Consider the following 15,796-nt stretch of genomic DNA (forward strand, 5'->3'; position numbering starts at 1 on the left):
GCTGCTTCAAACGGCTGGCTCACCCAAAAATGCCTGCCAGTCCTGCAGCATCTTACCCTTCAGCACCCTGGGAAATTTGTGCTGGCCGCCCACCTTGCCTTTTGATGCCATAAACTCCATGAATTTACTCTCGGGCAGAACATCCAGGAACACTTCTTTCAGGGCACTTTTCCGTTCAACAATGTAATCATCATTCAACTCTTTCAGGTGCTGGTCAATTTTTTGCAGCAGGATTGCCTTATCGACATGATCATTTGAAGCTACATACCAATGGTGTGCAAAAAAGTTACCGTACGGAATACCAGCTACAGTATATTCCGGAATTGACACGTTCAATTCTTCTGAAGCGAGTTGCAGGGCCCGGTTCATATTATCCACAGATAAATGCTCCCCGACCAGGCTTAAGAAATGTTTGGTACGGCCAGTAATAATAACCTCGCACCTTTCAATATCTGAAAACCGTATTGTATCACCAATAAGGTACCGCCAGGCACCTGCTGAAGTACTGATCAAAAGTGCATAATCACGGCCTTCCTCAACCTCATGGATCATATATGATTTTGGATTGGGAACCATATTCCCTTCCGCATCAAAATTCTCATCGTCAAAAGGGATGAATTCAAAAAAGATATGGTCATTGATCGACAATTTCATGCCCTTTGCATGTTGCCTGTCCTGGTATGCAATAAATCCCTCCGACGCCAGGTAAGTTTCAATATAGGTCAGCGGCTTCGCCAATAATTTTTCAAACCCTTTCTTATACGGTTCGAAAGAGACGCCTCCATGCACAAAAAAAGAAAGGTTTGGCCAGATATCATGAATCGTTTTCAATTGATAGCGTTCAATGATCTTTTCCATGCACATCTGGATCCAGGCGGGAACGCCTACTACAAAACTGATATCCCAATTGGGTGCCTGCTCCACAATTTCATCGAGCTTATCGTTCCAGTCGTTCATCTTGGCAATCTTCCTGCCGGGCTTATAGAATGGTGTAAACCAGAATGGCACTTTTTTGGCCGTGATGCCGCTAAGGTCACCGGCATAATAGCCTTGCCCCCGTTGTAACTGGGTACTACCCCCCAGCATCAGCCAGCCTTTACCAATATTGCTGAAGGGAATATCATCATAATGGCGCAGGGAAAACAATTGCTTTACCATAACTGTGCGGTTTCCCTTCAAAAGGTCTTCTGTAATGGGAATATACTTGCTCGCAGCTTCTGAAGTTCCAGAAGACAACGCATAATATTTGATCCTTCCCGGCCAGCATACATCCCGCTTACCTTCAAGGGTCCTGTGCCACCATTGCTGGTAAATAGAACTATAATCGTGTGTGGGTACTAATTGCTGAAATCTTTTACCTGGATGCCTGCTTAGCAGGATCTCATCAAAACGGTAATGCTGCCCAAATTCCGTAAACCTGGCTTTTTTCAGCAGTTTTTTTAAGACTTTAAGCTGCTGCCCCCTCGGAGAACTGGCTGGTAGCCGAAGCGCCCTTGCAATCGTTTTTGGCAAACTAATCTCAATCAGCGGCATTACTGTGTATCTGGCTTTAGGTTAGGACAAAAATACTTATTCAGGGGCCAATATCGTAAAATGCTTACACAGGCGGTTCTTTTTTTAGGGGGATAATTATACCGTTGCCGTTTTTGTCATCACTGCCTACAATACAAGCGGTGCCTTTCCCATGAAAACGGGTGGGTAACGATGGCCTTTCCCGCATCCAGTTTTCCAAAACCTCTAGCATCCCATAATTTTCACCTAATGCATAAACCAGCCAAGCCGGCACTTGCTCCCCCCCATTAAAAACCGGTGCAAAGGACTGCAATTCTTCTATTGACCGGGCATCACCAATAATTTTCCAATTAGCATTGGGTGCTATTTTCGGTTTTCGGTAAGGCAGCAATTTTGCAAGTGCCGCAAAAATTCCCCTGAATAATATACCGGTTTCGAGGATTCCCTTCCATATCCAGGCCTGGTTACGGTAATATTTCCGAACGAAAAGGACCATAGCTTCATAGAAATGCCGGGTATAGCGCATATTGCGGGTGGTGCTTTCACCCTTGAAATGTACTATTCCGGGAAAAGGCAGGTAATAATTGGTAAACCCGGCGAGCATAATCCGGTAACTCAGGTCTATATCCTCACCATACATAAAAAATTGCTCATCGAAACCTCCTACCTGCTCATATACCCGCTTTGGCAGCATGAAGAAAGCACCGGCCAAAACTTCAACCTGCTGGACTGTTTCAGGGGATAAATGACCCAGGTAATACCTGGCGAATGCAGGGTGCCTGGGAAATAAGCGGGTAATCCCGCTCAGTTTGTAAAATGCGGTCGCGGGCCCTGGCAAACCTCGTTTTGATTCCGGCAGGTATTTCCCGGTGCCATCAAACATGCGCATACCCACAGCCCCTGCACCAGGATGGGTTTTAAAAAATTCGAGGCAGGTACTTAATGTATTTTGCGGTAGAAGGGTATCAGGATTTAATAAAAGCAGGTATTCCCCTTTTGCAATGGCCAGGGCCTGGTTATTGGCGGCACCAAATCCCCTGTTCTCCTTATTCCAGATAAACTGCACCCCCGGAAAGTGGCCCGGAAGGTAGTTCCGGCTGTCATCGGCAGATGCATTATCCACCACAATAATTTCTGTATCAATGTTTTTTGTGGCTTCCAAAACAGTATAGAGGCATTGCTCCAGGAAGTAACATACATTATAATTAACGATGATGACAGATAACCGCATGCTGCGAAATTATTGGTAATTTGCCGCATGTTACAGGAAACACTTATCAATGCTACAAAAGCCGGAGCGGCCATACTGGAACAATTCTTCAACCAACATGATCTTAAAATTTCCAATAAGGAGAGCATTAACGACCTGGTTACGGAAGCGGACCATGCATCAGAAAAAGTAATCATCGATGTTATAAGGCATGCTTTCCCGGATCATCATATACTAACCGAAGAGAGTGGTGACCTGCCCACTTCTTCCAATTATAAGTGGATAATCGATCCAATCGATGGCACAGTAAATTTTGCCAATGGAATACCTATTTGTTGCGTTAGCATCGGTTTGGAAAACGACGGACAAATGATAATGGGTGCGGTTTATAACCCCTTACTCAAGGAGTTTTTCTTTGCGGAAAAAGGGAAAGGTGCTACGCTGAACGGGCAGCCTATCCATGTAAGCAATAAAGCTGAAGTTGCCAGCAGCTGCCTGGTTACCGGTTTCCCTTATACCTACCTTGATGCGCCGAATGGCCCATTAGCGTGTTTTGAAAGGTTTATCCGCAGGGGTATCCCGGTTCGACGCCTTGGATCCGCGGCAATTGACCTTTGCTGGGTCGCTGCAGGCCGGTTTGACGGTTTCTATGAACACAAACTGAACGCATGGGACAGCGCAGCAGGTTTTCTGATTGTTGAAGAAGCCGGTGGAAAAGTGACTGACTTCAAAGGCGATTACTACTCTCCCTACCAGCCGCATCTGCTGGCCACCAATGGAAAAATCCACGATGAAATGTTACAGTGGATTAACGGTGAAAAATCTTAAGGGTTTAAAATTGTACTATGGAACAAAGAACAGAAATCGCTTCGCTTGGTGAGTTCGGCCTGATCGACCACCTTACAAAAAATATAGAATTCCAGAATGCTTCCACCATTTTAGGTGTTGGTGATGATGCTGCCGTAATTGACCATTACGGCAAACAAACAGTTATTTCAACAGACATGCTTGTTGAGGGTGTGCACTTCGACCTCATGTATACACCCCTGAAACACCTGGGCTATAAAAGTGTGGTGGTAAACCTGAGTGACATCTACGCGATGAACGCACACCCCACCCAAATTACCATGAGCATTGCCGTTAGCAACAAGTTCAGCGTTGAAGCACTGGATGAATTTTATGAAGGGGTATATGCCGCCTGTGATAAATACGGAGTTGATTTGATTGGTGGTGATACCAGCACCTCACGCAGCGGTTTCGTTATCAGTGTTACTGCCCTTGGCGAAGTGGTTCCGGACCAGTTTGTAAAACGTTCCACAGCCCAAAAAGGTGACCTTATCTGCGTCAGTGGTGACCTTGGTGGATCCTTCCTTGGATTGACACTGATGGAGCGGGAAAAAAGGATATACCTTGAAAATCCCCGGATCCAGCCCGACCTGGAGAATGAGGCCTATATTGTTGGGCGTTTATTAAAACCGGAAGCAAGGCGCGATATCATCGCTTTTTTTGCGGATAATGAATTACGGCCAACAGCTATGATGGATGTGAGTGACGGATTAAGTTCAGATTTACTGCATATCTGCACCCAAAGCCAATTAGGTTGTGTTGTATATGAAGAAAAGTTACCTATCCATGAAGATGCGCGCCAGGCTGCTTTCAAATTTGGTTTAGACCCGACTGCCTGTGCACTGAGCGGCGGTGAAGATTATGAGTTGCTGTTTACTATAGCACAGGCTGATTATGATAAGTTGGTCCTGAATGAACAGGTTAGTGTAATTGGTTACATGACCGAACCAGAAGCCGGTACCCATATTTTAACAAAAGGAGGCAATCAATTTAAGATTACTGCCCAGGGATGGAATGCATTTAAAGAGCAGTAGCGCTTATCTTTATTCAATGCTGCTGAGAAAGAGAATCGCGAAACCATTTTATTGGCTATTGCCCGTTATTATTTGTTTTTTCGGGTGCGGAATCAGCCACCCGGCGTTTAATGCTGATAAAAAATACCCGCTTCCAGAACTGCAGCGCGACTATACAATTTTCCGGAACATCCTCCAGGAATCTCACCCCAGCGTTACCTGGTATACGCCCGCCGATAGTATGCAATATTATTTCGACTGGGGTTACCGTCAACTCAAAGATTCAATGACTGAACCACAATTCAGGACAGTACTCACCTATGTAATATCAAAAATTCATTGCGGGCATACCAGTACACGGTATTCAAAAAAATATATCCATTATCTCGATACGGCCAGGTTACCCATTTTCCCGGTATCTATTAAAGTACTCGACAACGATACGGTAGTCCTGAATAATACCCTGAAAAGGAAAAATGCAACATTACCGAAGGGTACCATTTTAACCAGTTTCGACGGGAAACCTTTCCGGGAAGTTATTGACAGCATTGGTCAATTTATTCCGAGTGACGGTTATAATGAATCCTACCTGCGCCAGGCGGTGAGTAACCGCGGCGCATTTGGTTCCTGGCTCAGGCTGCTCAGGGGTTGGAAATCAAGCTATGAACTGGGTTTCATAGATAGCACCGGCAGGGAACAAACAACAATTTTCAGTCTTATTGAACCCAGGCCAAAGGATACCATCAAACGTATTGTAATTCCTGACCTGACGGAAAGGCTTAACCGGCGCGAACGCAGGGAAGAACGATTATACGAAGCACGTTCCCTGCAAATTGATACCGGGTTATCTACAGCCTACATGACAGTGAATACTTTCAATAATGGCAATCAGTTGCATTCTTTTTTTAAATCATCATTCAGGGAGTTAAGGAAGGAGCGGATTCAGCACCTTATTATTGATATCCGCAGCAATGGTGGCGGTAATGTGAACCATTCCACATACCTCACCAAAATGCTGGTGGATAAACCATTTAAAATTGCCGATTCCTTATATGCCAGTAATAAAAGAAGTAAATACGGACGCTATATACAATATAATGGCATTACCGGGATATTCATGAGTTTCATAACTAAAAAGAAATCCGACGGCAAATACCATTTCGGATATTATGAGCGCCATGTTTTCAAACCTGTTAATAAAAACCACTATAAAGGCAATGTATATGTGCTTACCGGGCCGAACTCATTTTCTGCAGCGACGATTTTTGCCCGGGCAGTTAAAGGCCAGAAAAATATTATGCTGGTGGGTGAGGAAACCGGCGGCGGTAACTATGGTAATACTGCGTGGTTTATTCCCAATGTAACGCTTCCTGAAACAGGTATCCGTTTTCGTTTACCAAAATTCAGGTTGGTTATTGATAAGGATACCGAAAAAAATGGCAGGGGGGTAATACCGGATATTGTTATACCACCTACAAGATCATCACTTATACAAAACCGCGACCTGAAAGTGGAAAAAGTCCGTGAGTTGATTTTATCACCGGAAACAGTCTCCAAAAATTAATGCATCATATAAAACCGGGCCATATAACCGGGAGCAATTTTACCCCATTCCTTTTCCAGGCCTAAAACCCTGGCAGGGTACAGCGAAGCCATGCGTAGGGCTTCTCCTTCATCAATGCCGACTTGCTCAACGCAATATTTTACAGCTTTGGCCATTGTAAGCGCAGATCCGGAAAGTGTGCCATCGGGCATCACATAACGGTTTCCGGCGAGCCTGTGCTGGTAATACCCTTCATTGTTTTCAGTGACCGCATCCGTTATAATAAATAACCTTTCCCCCATTAACTTTTTTGCAAGCCGGATTACTGCGGCGTCTACATGATAACCGTCTGTGACAATACTCGACATTACAGTAGGATGATCCAATATTGCGCCAACAAGACCGGGCGCGCGATGTTGGAGCGGGGACATAGCATTAAATAAATGGGTACATACTTTGATGCCTTTGTCAAATGCTGAATTTGCTTCGGTATACGTAGCATTGCTATGTCCGGCAGATATTATTATTCCGGCTTCCTGCAAAATCTTCATTGCTTCTTCGGAAAATAATTCGAGGGCAATGGTCATCATTCGAACAACGCCTTTCCCGTAATCCACTAGTTTTCGGATATTACTTACCGTTGGCTCCTGTATCTTATCTATAGCGTGTGCGCCTCTTTTTGCTGCATTCAGAAACGGGCCTTCCAGGTGCAATCCTGCAACGCCCTTGCCACCGGCTTTCCAATATTCCCGGACAGCATCAATTGCTGCAAAAGAAACATCATTTGTATTTGTTGCAACAGTAGGTAATATGAGGCTGGCGCCACCTTCCCGGGAATATGCTACAGTGGCTTCTAACGCGGCCACAGTTGGATGTTCCCCAAAAAACTGTCCATTTCCGCCATACAACTGAATATCAATAAAGGCCGGTACCAGTTTTTTCCCCTGGAGGTCTATCTGCTCATCTGTACTTCCATCATTTGCAACAGATGTAATCCGATCATTTTCGATACTGATAACTGCCTGGTCCATCCAGCTCTCACCGTTAAAAATCCGGCCATTGAAATACTTTATACTATGCTTACTCATGTATTCTCATCATTTAATAAGGTGAAAGGATCCGCATCTTTCAAAAACGGCAACTTGCTGCGAATTTCCTGCAAGGCCGATTTCTCCAGTGTAATGGTATGCACGTCTTCATCATGCGATTTATCATACAATGCAACGCCCATGGGTTCAATTACCATTGTATCACCACTATGGTAATTATCGAGTCCGTCGTTTCCCACCCGGTTCACCCCTATTACATAACACTGGTTTTCAATAGCCCTTGCAGCCAGCAGGGTCTTCCAGGCATGATTGCGCCGCTCCGGCCAATTCGCCGAATAAATCAACAGGTCATACTCCGGGGTGATTTCACCCTCATTCACCCGGCGGGTAATACCCGCCGGGTGAATTTGCTGCCGTGCCCAGACCGGGAAGCGAAGATCATAGCAAACCTGCAGCATGATTTTCCAGCCTTTGACTGAAGCAACCAGCCTTTTTTTGCCTGCCGAATAATACTTATCCTCGCCGGCAAATGCAAACAAATGCCGCTTATCGTATACCCCATACTGTCCTGTGGGCAGCATCCAGATTAACCGGTTAAAATATTTTCCGCCTTCTTCAATAATCAGGCTTCCGGTTAGGATAATTCTTTTTTTCGCCGCCAGGTTTTTCATCCAGGAAACTGTTGGACCATCCATAGATTCGGCAAATTTCGCCGGTTGCATACTGAACCCGGTGCTGAACATTTCGGGAAGCACTACGATTTCGGTATTCTCAGTGATTCCCAAAATCTTTTTTTCAAACATCGCCAGGTTGGCAGCTTTATCTTCCCAATGCAGGGAACTCTGTATTGTAGTAAGGGTCAGTGAAGACATAACCGAAATTAATTCTTTACGGTGAAGGATTGATCAATCGGGCCTGCCTTGCAATTTTTTGATGACTGCTTGTATATTTTCCCATTCGTACCCCTTATATAGCAGGTAATCCTGTGTTTTCTTAACCCGGACTAATTTGGCCGAATCAGCCAGACTTTCCCATTTTACGCTTGCAATCTTATCAAGTGTGGCCTGGTAATCGTCATCCGGGATTTCTTTCATGGCTTTCCGGATGCAATAATCACTTACCTGCCTTTGCTTCAATTCATTCTGGATCCGGTTGCGGCCCCAGTTTTTCATGCGGAATTTTCCCCCGGCAAATTGCCGGGCAAAACGCTCCTCGTTCAGGTAGTCTTCTTCTATCAACTGCGATAAAAGCTGTTCCACCTGGGTTTTGTGCAGGCCAAAGCCATATAATTTCTCCTTTACTTCCTGGTGGCACCGTTCCTGGTAACCGCAGTAATGACGGGCTTTCTGCAACGCCTGCTCAGGGGTTAATGATTTGGGATAGGCCATCCTGCAAATTTGGGGTAAAAGGGAATGTGGAAAAAACCCAATTCCTTTGGCCAATTAAAGGAACAACCACAAAATTGTGTAGTTTCGTCCCTATCAATAAATCGTAACCAGCTTTATGAAGTTTATCGTTTCCTCATCGGCCTTATTGAAGCAACTGCAGCAGATCAGCGGTGTAATTAATGCAAATACCGTTTTGCCTATCCTCGAAGATTTTCTGTTTGAAATTGATAAAAACAAACTGAACGTGGTGGCCACCGACCTGGAAACAGTAATGCGTGTGCAGATGGAGATTGAAGCCAAAGACAGTGGGAGGGTTTGTATTCCGGCTAAAATATTGATTGATTCCCTGAAAAATATCGCAGACCAGCCACTTACGTTTACAATTGATAAAAATTTTGGCATTGAAATCACAAGCGATAATGGCAAGTATAAAGTGATGGGTGAAAATCCGGATAATTTCCCTAAAGAGCCATCCGCAGATGATACCACTTCATTTGAAATGCCAAGCACGGCAATGGTTACAGGTATCAACAAAACCCTTTTCGCAGTTAGTAATGATGATCTTCGTCCGGCTATGACGGGTGTATATTTTGAACTCGATAAAAACTTCATCCAATTCGTGGCCACCGATGCCCATCGCCTGGTACGCTATAAAAGAACTGATGTAAAATGTAAAAAGAGCGACACTTTTATCGTTCCTAAAAAACCATTGAATATCCTTAAAAGTGCATTACCGGATAATGAAGATATTATTACGGTAAGCTACAACAGCAATCATTTGTTTGTTACCCATGGTAACACCCAGATGAGTTGTCGCCTTATTGATGCACGCTTCCCTGATTATAAAGTGGTAATTCCTGCTGATAACCCTTATAAAATGGTCGTTACAAAGGCTGATTTCCAGGGTGCATTGCGCCGGGTCAGTGTGTTCAGTAATAAAAGCACCAACCAGGTGGTTTTGAATATAACCGGCAGTGAATTGCAACTGGCAGCACAGGATATCGACTTCAGCTTTGAGGGTACAGAACGCATGAAATGCCAGTACGACGGTGAAGACCTGGCTATTGCATTTAATGCCCGTTTCCTTATCGAAATGCTGAACGCGGCTGAAAGTGATGAAATCAGAATGGAGTTATCCACTCCTACTAAGGCTGGAATCATTAAGCCAATGGAAGCCGATGAAAATGAAGAGTTGTTAATGCTGGTGATGCCGCTTATGCTGAATTCCTGACAGCCCAACACACATGAAGTTTTTGCAGATCAGATCATATGACAATTATATAGTTGCCAACCTTCAGCTGAACCTGTTGAAAGATCATGGTATTTCCTGTTACCTGCAAGATGAGCATACTATAACCATCGACCCATTATTGAGTCCGGCAATTGGCGGAATGAAATTGATGGTCATGGAAAATGACGCAGATCAGGCTAGCCAGCTTTTAGAAAATGTTGATGAAAATTACCTGGCTACAGTTGACTGTCCGGTTTGCAGATCCAAAAGTCTTGAAAAAATTACCCATGTCGAAAACCCGACTGGTTTCTGGCGAAAATTAAGAAACAGGCTAAATAATGGCACGCCTGCAGCGCTTAAAACCTATTATCATTGTCGTTCCTGCGGGAATAAATTTTCCTCCCTTCCTGCTTGATTGCCATCAAAATAACTAGCCGGGTACGATAGCTTCCGGTTTCCTTTCATATATTAACAGGAATATCTTTCAGGTATGGAAAAATTCATGGAATTCTGGACGCATATCTCTTCATTGCACCGCTTAGTGATAATCATGGGGGGAATGATTTTTTTCTGGTTGCTGGAAGGATATTATCCTTTATTCAGGTTTTCCTTTAACAGGTTAAAACATGCTGGTGTAAACCTGGTTTTTTTAACCACAACGATTGTGTTAAATCTGGTTTTTGGCATATTCACGATTAAAGTTTGCCAATATACGGCTGACCATAATTTTGGCCTCTTGAACTGGATGCTATGGCCACTTTGGGCAGAAGTTCTCCTGGGAATTTTTATGATGGATTTTTTCGGTCAGTACATGCCGCATTGGCTCATGCATAAAGTAAAATTTATGTGGAAGTTCCACATGGTGCACCACAGTGATACAAAGGTTGATGTAACTACCGGAACCCGTCACCATCCCGGCGAATGGTTATTCCGCGAAACTGCTGCCATTGCTGGGATCCTGGTGTTGGGACTGCCGGTTGGTATGTATTTCTTGTACAGGGCATGCGCTGCTTTGTTCACCCATTTCAATCATGCTAATATCAGGGTTCCCATTTCGGTTGATAAACCCATCAGCTGGATTTTTGTTTCGCCCAATATGCATAAAGCACATCATCACTTTCAAAGGCCGCTTACTGACACCAATTACAGCAATATTTTTTCGTTGTGGGACAGGCTGTTTGGAACATTCGTTTATGTTGATCCAAAAAATTTACACTACGGATTGGATGTGCTGGATAGCACCACAGATGAAAATCTGAAATACCAGTTCAGGTTACCATTTGATCCAACCATTAAAACCGACTATTGACTATGGGAAAAACTATTGCCATGATTCCGGCAAGATATGAAGCCACAAGGTTTCCGGGCAAGCTTATGAAAATGCTGGGCGATAAAACGGTAATTCGCCTCGCCTATGAAAATACCTTAAAGACGGGATTGTTTGATGAAGTCAGCGTGATCACGGACAGCGATATTATTGAAGAAGAAATTAAAAAAATAGGTGGTGTCGTAAGAAGAAGCATTGCAGAACATGAAAGCGGAAGTGATCGCATCGCCGAAGCCGCAAAAGAAATGGACGTTGATATTATCCTGAATGTTCAGGGTGATATGCCTTTTGTAAAAAAAGGCCCTTTGGCCAAATTGCTGGATATTTTTAAAGATCCTTTGGTTCAGGTCGGCTCTTTGATGCAGGCAGTTCATGAAGAAGAGGCCATTAAAAACCCAAATGTTGTAAAAGTGGTGGTGGACAGGAATATGAACTCCCTCCTGTTCAGCCGAAGTCCGATACCATATCCACGAAACACAGACCTGCCAATCACCTGGTATGAGCATATTGGTGTTTATGCTTATAGAAAACAGGCCCTGATGAATTTTACCACCTGGCCAATAACACCTTTGGAAGCTGCTGAAAAAATTGAATGCCTGCGGTATCTCGAATATGGGATACCATTAAAAATGGTTATTACAGAATACATGGGAGTAAATATTGATACCCCCGCGGATATGGAAAAAGCATTACAGTTATTACAGTAAATTGTAATAAATTAGTGTACATCATCGTCAACTGCTCCCATAACCAAAAAATACCTTTTTATGAATCAGACAAAAGCGCTCATGGCTGAATTCCTGGGAACAGCCTGGCTGGTCCTGGGTGGATGTGGGAGTGCCGTATTGGCTGCGGCTTTCCCAAATGTCGGAATTGGCCTTTTGGGTGTTTCGCTGGCCTTTGGTTTAACGGTGGTAACTATCGCCTATGCCCTGGGCCCAATTTCAGGGGCGCATCTTAATCCGGCTGTTTCTGTAGGTTTATGGGCTGCTGGTAAATTTCCTGGAAGTTCCCTTCCTGGTTACATCATTGCACAGGTTTTGGGCGCTATAGCCGGTGCAGGCATTTTGTTCCTGGTTGCATCTGGCCAGGATGGCTTTTCCCTGGCTGGCGGTTTTGCTGCTAATGGCTACGGCGAACACAGCCCGGGTAAATACAATATGAGTGCAGCCCTGGTTTGCGAAATAGTGATGACCTTTTTCTTTTTACTGATTATCCTGGGCGCCACGGCGAAAAGGGCAAGCGCTGGTTTTGGTGGTTTGGCGATAGGCCTTGGTCTTACCTTAATTCACCTGATTAGTATCCCTGTTACCAACACTTCCGTGAATCCTGCGCGCAGTACCAGCCAGGCCATCTTTGTTGGTGACTGGGCAATGGGACAGTTATGGTTGTTTTGGGTAGCGCCGATAGTGGGGGCAATACTTGCAGGTCTCGTTTACAAATATATTTTTAGGGAAGAGTAATTTATTCCGGTCAACGGTCACTTCTTTTTATATACTGGTACAGTACTGCAAGGCTCACCGTACATGATCGTTTTTGCTACTGGCCGGAGAATGCTGGTTATTTCCAGGTAGGCGAAGTCGCCGATCGGGGTTTCGCCACAACCTTTCACTACCACTCTCTTATCCAGGAATTCCTGGGGGTCAATTTGGTGTAGCCGGTCGATGAAGATTTTTTTATGGAATTCTTCAGCGGTACCCATGAAAATTTCCCTTGCGAATGGTTGGAGGCCAGACGCTACCAACATATAAGCCCAAACCGGAATTACAGCATCTGCAGTACAGGTAATGGCAACATACTTGTCCTGGTACTGCGACCAATCGAGCTGTTTCATAGCTTCCCTGAAATCCTTTTCCTTCAGGATTAATTCCATGAAGAGGTAATTCTTCATGTCAAATACTGCAATGGTTTCACGCGGATAATAGGTTTCCAGGTCAAGACTGACAAGACCACTTTCCGCTACTTTATTCACTATCAAATCTGGCATACCAAAGCATTTAATTAAATAACAATTTTGGATTGATAAAGTTACAGCCAAAAATAAGAAAGCGGCCTGTTAAGGGCCGCCTTCCTGTTTAATTATCGCTTCTAAAATTGCTATGGCTTGATTTATAGAATTTTAGCTCTTTCATCTTTAATGGTTGCAGCTTTACGAAGGCCGTCAATAGCCCTGAACCCGCTCATTTGGCGCATTTGTTGCATTTTAGCTTTCCGTTGGTCATCCGGATTAACTCCACCGTCAGAGACTGCTGAAACATTTTCCGTTTTCAGGACGTATACACCAGCATTTCCTGGGATTGGAGCTGATATTTTAGCCTGGTTAGCTTTATTGAATGCAGCACCAATAACTTTTGGTTCCTGTCCAACATTTGGAATAATCGGCGCTGAAAACCGGATACTGTCAGAATGTTTAATGGTTTGCTGGGTAGCCGCTGCAATTGCATCGAGTGTATTTGCAGTACCTATTTTTTTCCTGATCTGCTCAGCTTTCTTTTGGTTTCTTATGATAAATTCTACCTGGGGCCTGGCCTTTGCCACACTCATAGTTCCTTCTGTATTGATTTCTGAAAGGAGGGCCACTACATATTTATCTTCAATATTAAACGGCTCGGAAACATCACCGATTTTAGCTTCATTGATCCAGCGAACCAATTGACGGCTGGAACCAAGTCCCTGTATCATAGCATCATTCGGCTTAATTTCAGAAGCCTGCAGTTTAGTCAATTTGTCTTTAACGACCATATCTTCAAATGCCTTTGCCGTGCGACTTTCGCCTGCAAATTGATTGGCGGCGCCGGATGCAGCATTTTCGGTTTCAACACTTGCGGTAATCGCCCTGCTTAAATAGGCCACTTTATAGGCTGTCTCAAAATTCTTTTGATCCAATACCTCTATATAGTGATAACCAAAGCTGGTTTTCACAACTTTTTTATCTCCTTTGTTACCATATAAAATAGCATCCCCAAATTCCTTTGCCAGGGTAGGGATTGTCTGGGAAGCAAAACTGTATTCCCCACCTTTATTTTTACTTCCCTGGTCATCACTGTATTTTGCCGCGAGTGCCGCAAAATCAGCTCCACCCCGGATAGCCAATTCTATACTATCAATTCTTTTCCTGGCAATACTGTCGGGAATATTTTGGGTGTTTATTAATATATGGCGACACTTTACACTGTCAGGCAGGGTACGCTTGGAAATCATTTTTGCAATCGTAACGTTTGCGGCATCCAGGTAAGGGCCGAATAATGCGCCTTCAGGAAGGTTTCTAATGGTGTCTGCATTGGGAACCTGCAATTTCGATTTCAATACATAGCCGTCAAAATATGGCGTTTCCGTATTATTCCTGACCAGGAAGGCCGCTGGATCAGCCGCTGCGGCAAATTCTGGTTTTAAATTGTTGAGTGTTGTTATAATAGCTATGGAATCAGCTGATGAAGGTGCTGCGCTAAAAGCTACATAACTTATTGACCGGCTTGCTTCCTGCTTATATTCTTCCTTATGTTTTGCGATGAATGATTCAATATCGCTATCGGTAACTTTTACTTCTGCTGCACTGTCACTTACTGTAGAATAGGGAACGGCCACATAATTCACTGCAGCCAGCTGGCTATTGTCTGCGGTGGTTTTTTCTGCCATCCATTTAGGGATATAATAGGTATTGCCCAGCAGGGAAGAATATTTTTCACGCAACCTGGCTTCCATTAAAGAAGGAAGGTAAACGTCGTTTAAATTTTGGGCCATGGGGTTATCTTTCTTAGACCGCAAATTTGCAAGCGCTGCCTTTGCCGCATTTGCATCATAAACTCCCTGCTCATTAGTAAACTGCTGGCGGAGGTCCTGGGGTGGATTTGCTCCGAATAAAATATCATCCAGTTCTTTGGGCGTTACTGAAAGCCCGAGTTCCTCATATTCTGGCTTAAGTACATTTTCTTCAATAAACTGGTTCCAAACCTGGTCCTGAACATTTTGCCGCATCATTTCATTCATTGGGTAACCACTCTGCTGATATTGGGTTTCCACCATCTGAACTTTTTTCTGATACTCTATATAATCAATTTTATTTCCGTTAACAGATCCAATGGTTGATTTATTTCCTGCCATGATTCCGCGACCGCTTTTTCCAACAAAAGCGTCCATTAACAGGAATCCCAATAAACTCAGCGCAATAACGCCAAATACCAGCCACGCTGCCTTGTCCCGAATAGTCTGAATGATCGACATGGTTTTTTCTTAATTAATATATTATATGGTTGACCAAAAATGAGTGGCGAAAATAAGGAAATTCGCCATATGAACAAATTGTGGATAATGCCTCAAATTCGCTTCAAATCAGCATTTCAGGCTATATGTCCATCTTATTTAAAAGAATTACCAAATTTTATATTCTATTTAATATATATATATTATAAATCTATTGTTCCACGGAAAATTTGAATGGCTTCCTTTAAAAATATAAGACTGTATTAGGTTTTTGCAGTTTTTTAATAAAAAATATACTTGTGAAACGGGTTTACACAGCGATTTGTGGATTGAATAGATTTTTAGTGGAAAAGGGCGCTTTTTTCATCAGGCGCCCGGGGAGAATAGTAGAACAAGTTTACCCGCTCCATTAATTCATTTAAGCAAGTCTTAACAACCCTTTATTTATACCTATCAAATTAACAGGTAGGGTCAATA

At 43.7% G+C, this 15,796-nt stretch carries 15 protein-coding genes; 8 read left to right on the plus strand and 7 right to left on the minus strand.

Annotated elements, in window-relative coordinates; all coding sequences use genetic code 11:
• Window positions 1–6: 6 nt before the first annotated feature.
• The gene (locus tag LAQ65_RS18105) at window positions 7–1,533 is read right to left on the minus strand and encodes a GH3 family domain-containing protein (protein ID WP_224118417.1); all 1,527 of its coding nucleotides are present in this window, start codon (window positions 1,531–1,533) and stop codon (window positions 7–9) included.
• A gap of 64 nt (window positions 1,534–1,597) precedes the next feature.
• A complete protein-coding gene (locus tag LAQ65_RS18110) occupies window positions 1,598–2,743 on the minus strand; it encodes a glycosyltransferase family 2 protein (RefSeq protein WP_224118418.1) in 1,146 nt (381 codons plus the stop codon).
• Window positions 2,744–2,770: 27 nt separating this feature from the next.
• Between LAQ65_RS18110 and LAQ65_RS18115 the strand changes: the two genes are divergently transcribed.
• The 3 genes from LAQ65_RS18115 to LAQ65_RS18125 are packed head-to-tail and all read left to right on the plus strand — an operon-like array spanning window position 2,771 to window position 6,145.
• Window positions 2,771–3,550 carry an inositol monophosphatase family protein gene (locus tag LAQ65_RS18115; protein WP_224118419.1) on the plus strand — a complete coding sequence of 260 codons (780 nt, stop codon included), beginning with the start codon at window positions 2,771–2,773 and terminating at the stop codon, window positions 3,548–3,550.
• A 17-nt stretch (window positions 3,551–3,567) separates the two neighbouring features.
• The gene (gene thiL, locus LAQ65_RS18120) at window positions 3,568–4,602 is read left to right on the plus strand and encodes a thiamine-phosphate kinase (RefSeq protein WP_224118420.1); all 1,035 of its coding nucleotides are present in this window, start codon (window positions 3,568–3,570) and stop codon (window positions 4,600–4,602) included.
• A gap of 16 nt (window positions 4,603–4,618) precedes the next feature.
• The gene (locus tag LAQ65_RS18125; RefSeq protein ID WP_224118421.1) at window positions 4,619–6,145 is read left to right on the plus strand and encodes a S41 family peptidase; all 1,527 of its coding nucleotides are present in this window, start codon (window positions 4,619–4,621) and stop codon (window positions 6,143–6,145) included.
• On the opposite strand, the gene nagA is transcribed toward LAQ65_RS18125, so the two are convergent.
• From nagA to LAQ65_RS18140, 3 genes are read right to left on the minus strand one after another with little or no spacing between them, the layout of a single operon-like run.
• Window positions 6,142–7,212 (minus strand): N-acetylglucosamine-6-phosphate deacetylase, encoded by a 1,071-nt coding sequence (nagA, locus tag LAQ65_RS18130; protein WP_224118422.1) that lies wholly within the window; start codon window positions 7,210–7,212, stop codon window positions 6,142–6,144. The genes LAQ65_RS18125 and nagA overlap by 4 nt on opposite strands.
• Window positions 7,209–8,045, minus strand: coding sequence for a nitrilase family protein (locus LAQ65_RS18135; protein WP_224118423.1), 837 nt, complete (start codon window positions 8,043–8,045; stop codon window positions 7,209–7,211). Before LAQ65_RS18135 ends, nagA begins: the two co-directional genes overlap by 4 nt.
• A 33-nt stretch (window positions 8,046–8,078) precedes the next feature.
• The gene (locus tag LAQ65_RS18140) at window positions 8,079–8,561 is read right to left on the minus strand and encodes a regulatory protein RecX (protein WP_224118424.1); all 483 of its coding nucleotides are present in this window, start codon (window positions 8,559–8,561) and stop codon (window positions 8,079–8,081) included.
• 115 nt (window positions 8,562–8,676) lie between these two features.
• Here LAQ65_RS18140 and dnaN point away from each other — a divergent pair, with 115 nt between their 5' ends.
• The 5 genes from dnaN (at window position 8,677) to aqpZ (ending at window position 12,582) form a co-directional block, all read left to right on the plus strand.
• Window positions 8,677–9,792: a DNA polymerase III subunit beta gene (gene dnaN, locus LAQ65_RS18145; RefSeq protein ID WP_224118425.1), complete on the plus strand. Its 1,116-nt coding sequence runs from the start codon at window positions 8,677–8,679 to the stop codon at window positions 9,790–9,792.
• 22 nt (window positions 9,793–9,814) lie between these two features.
• Window positions 9,815–10,207, plus strand: coding sequence for a putative signal transducing protein (locus LAQ65_RS18150; RefSeq protein WP_224118426.1), 393 nt, complete (start codon window positions 9,815–9,817; stop codon window positions 10,205–10,207).
• A gap of 75 nt (window positions 10,208–10,282) precedes the next feature.
• Entirely contained in the window at window positions 10,283–11,101 is an 819-nt protein-coding gene (locus LAQ65_RS18155; RefSeq protein WP_224118427.1) for a sterol desaturase family protein, read from the plus strand.
• Between the two features lie 2 nt (window positions 11,102–11,103).
• The gene (locus LAQ65_RS18160; RefSeq protein ID WP_224118428.1) at window positions 11,104–11,826 is read left to right on the plus strand and encodes a 3-deoxy-manno-octulosonate cytidylyltransferase; all 723 of its coding nucleotides are present in this window, start codon (window positions 11,104–11,106) and stop codon (window positions 11,824–11,826) included.
• 60 nt (window positions 11,827–11,886) lie between these two features.
• On the plus strand, window positions 11,887–12,582 hold the full coding sequence (aqpZ, locus tag LAQ65_RS18165) for an aquaporin Z (RefSeq protein WP_224118429.1): 696 nt from the start codon (window positions 11,887–11,889) through the stop codon (window positions 12,580–12,582).
• A gap of 17 nt (window positions 12,583–12,599) precedes the next feature.
• On the opposite strand, the gene LAQ65_RS18170 is transcribed toward aqpZ, so the two are convergent.
• A complete protein-coding gene (locus tag LAQ65_RS18170) occupies window positions 12,600–13,106 on the minus strand; it encodes a DUF2480 family protein (protein ID WP_224118430.1) in 507 nt (168 codons plus the stop codon).
• A 122-nt stretch (window positions 13,107–13,228) separates the two neighbouring features.
• Complete coding sequence (locus tag LAQ65_RS18175) at window positions 13,229–15,340, minus strand: peptidylprolyl isomerase (RefSeq protein WP_224118431.1); 2,112 nt, start codon at window positions 15,338–15,340, stop codon at window positions 13,229–13,231.
• Window positions 15,341–15,796: the final 456 nt, after the last annotated feature.

The sequence above is a fragment of the Flavihumibacter profundi genome (assembly GCF_020076305.1).
Lineage (GTDB): Bacteria > Bacteroidota > Bacteroidia > Chitinophagales > Chitinophagaceae > Flavihumibacter > Flavihumibacter profundi.

Excerpts from the sequence above, each read along its gene's own strand:
- LAQ65_RS18105 (WP_224118417.1), bottom strand. The coding sequence starts at position 1,533 with ATGCCGCTGATTGAGATTAGTTTGCCAAAAACGATTGCAAGGGCGCTT.
- LAQ65_RS18110 (WP_224118418.1), bottom strand. The coding sequence starts at position 2,743 with ATGCGGTTATCTGTCATCATCGTTAATTATAATGTATGTTACTTCCTG.
- LAQ65_RS18115 (WP_224118419.1), top strand. The coding sequence starts at position 2,771 with ATGTTACAGGAAACACTTATCAATGCTACAAAAGCCGGAGCGGCCATA.
- thiL (WP_224118420.1), top strand. The coding sequence starts at position 3,568 with ATGGAACAAAGAACAGAAATCGCTTCGCTTGGTGAGTTCGGCCTGATC.
- LAQ65_RS18125 (WP_224118421.1), top strand. The coding sequence starts at position 4,619 with ATGCTGCTGAGAAAGAGAATCGCGAAACCATTTTATTGGCTATTGCCC.
- nagA (WP_224118422.1), bottom strand. The coding sequence starts at position 7,212 with ATGAGTAAGCATAGTATAAAGTATTTCAATGGCCGGATTTTTAACGGT.
- LAQ65_RS18135 (WP_224118423.1), bottom strand. The coding sequence starts at position 8,045 with ATGTCTTCACTGACCCTTACTACAATACAGAGTTCCCTGCATTGGGAA.
- LAQ65_RS18140 (WP_224118424.1), bottom strand. The coding sequence starts at position 8,561 with ATGGCCTATCCCAAATCATTAACCCCTGAGCAGGCGTTGCAGAAAGCC.
- dnaN (WP_224118425.1), top strand. The coding sequence starts at position 8,677 with ATGAAGTTTATCGTTTCCTCATCGGCCTTATTGAAGCAACTGCAGCAG.
- LAQ65_RS18155 (WP_224118427.1), top strand. The coding sequence starts at position 10,283 with ATGGAAAAATTCATGGAATTCTGGACGCATATCTCTTCATTGCACCGC.
- LAQ65_RS18160 (WP_224118428.1), top strand. The coding sequence starts at position 11,104 with ATGGGAAAAACTATTGCCATGATTCCGGCAAGATATGAAGCCACAAGG.
- aqpZ (WP_224118429.1), top strand. The coding sequence starts at position 11,887 with ATGAATCAGACAAAAGCGCTCATGGCTGAATTCCTGGGAACAGCCTGG.
- LAQ65_RS18170 (WP_224118430.1), bottom strand. The coding sequence starts at position 13,106 with ATGCCAGATTTGATAGTGAATAAAGTAGCGGAAAGTGGTCTTGTCAGT.
- LAQ65_RS18175 (WP_224118431.1), bottom strand. The coding sequence starts at position 15,340 with ATGTCGATCATTCAGACTATTCGGGACAAGGCAGCGTGGCTGGTATTT.